We start from the raw sequence: 1,385 nt of genomic DNA on the forward strand, positions 1-1,385 counted from the left end.
TGCACACGCAGGCACGGAGTCGGCGTCAATCAAAAACACAATGTCGTTCGCCGTGCCGCGGTGAACGGTGGACGTTACTTGGCAGAATGAGTGATTCCGCTCACGATGACGAATCTAAAGCCTACTGCTATCTGTTGGGCGGAGTATTTCCGCGCGTTCGAGATTGCGATCCCAAAGCCTACTATCGTGCACGGTTCGCCGCGTTAAAGACCGCTCGGGATAGTTTGCTTTCAGAAGAGGAATACCAAGCCGACCGACAGGAACTTGTTGATACGCTGACGAATCCACCGTCCTATCCGCCAGGAGTGCCAACGATTTTGTTCGTGTCCATATTTGTCGGTATCGCGTGGCTCGTTTACGCCTTTACCATACTTGAGTCCGTTCACTTCGTCGGTGGTGGAGCCTTGACAGTGTTGGGGCTTTGGATGCTGCACGGTTACCGAACGCACTTCGCATGGCTCCGGTCACTATCGATTGCACAACGAATCGACATTGTGGAATACCTTCACACCTCAAACCTGTTGACTGACGATGACGCACGTGAGATACGGGCGACCTTGGACGCCCGCCACGAAGCCAAGTAACCATGGGTTGCAATGAAGGCCGCGAGTTGACGTTTCTGAAGTGGTGAGTCGCTCGCGCGGTCCCGCTGAACTCTACCGTTCGCGCTGCTAGCCGACGCCTGACGACAACGGCCCACTTCGTCTCTGTGTCCCTCCGTGTCCTCTGTGGTTGTTCATTCATCCACAGTTTGGTTGGTGCACTCGAAGTGCGCCGACCGGATTTCACCAGACCGCTGTTTCCTGGGATTCGCTCCTAATGTCACGGTTCGATAGGTGCGCGGTCGACTCACCCGACGAAGGCAAACCAACGCCTGATACGCGGGGCAAACGGGAGTCTCTTGATTGACCCTCACCCGCGATTGAGACGGGGGAGAAGTGGCAGACGAATGATGTGGCAGGCGAATGGGCGTGGTGAGGTGTCTTAGGCCCGGAGGGCCGAAAGAGTGTCTGCCGGTGGTGTCAGCCACCGGGGACGGATTCCAGTCAATGCGCACGGCCCAGCGGGCCGACACAGTATTCGGGCTTCCAACGCTCTCGGATGGCCAAGCGACCGGTTGTGCCGGCCTTTCAGGCCTTCCCGGTTCATTGCATTCGATTCCGGTGGTTGACACCACCGGCAAGCACTGTGCCAGCCCTCCGGGCTTCATTGCAACTGTCCAATGCAATGATTGGTGCCACGGACGCTCGATTTCCCACGGCCATTCCAATCGAGTACATTGGTCATCAGCGACGATGGATCAAACGGTCGTCGTGGCCGACTCGCGTGAACCAAGTGGTGCACCGCAGTCGGCGAGTTGAGTTTGTTGGTTCTTCGCGGCATTG

At 57.1% G+C, this 1,385-nt stretch carries 1 protein-coding gene; it reads left to right on the forward strand.

The genetic code is table 11. The annotated features are described in order from the left end of the window. Positions 1–86: 86 nt before the first annotated feature. Positions 87–584 (forward strand): hypothetical protein, encoded by a 498-nt coding sequence (locus tag H1B37_RS32835; protein ID WP_182871491.1) that lies wholly within the window; start codon positions 87–89, stop codon positions 582–584. Positions 585–1,385: the final 801 nt, after the last annotated feature.

Source organism: Stieleria mannarensis, from assembly GCF_014154935.1.
GTDB classification, from domain to species: Bacteria; Planctomycetota; Planctomycetia; order Pirellulales; family Pirellulaceae; genus Stieleria; species Stieleria mannarensis.

Excerpts from the sequence above, each read along its gene's own strand:
- H1B37_RS32835 (WP_182871491.1), top strand. The coding sequence starts at position 87 with ATGAGTGATTCCGCTCACGATGACGAATCTAAAGCCTACTGCTATCTG.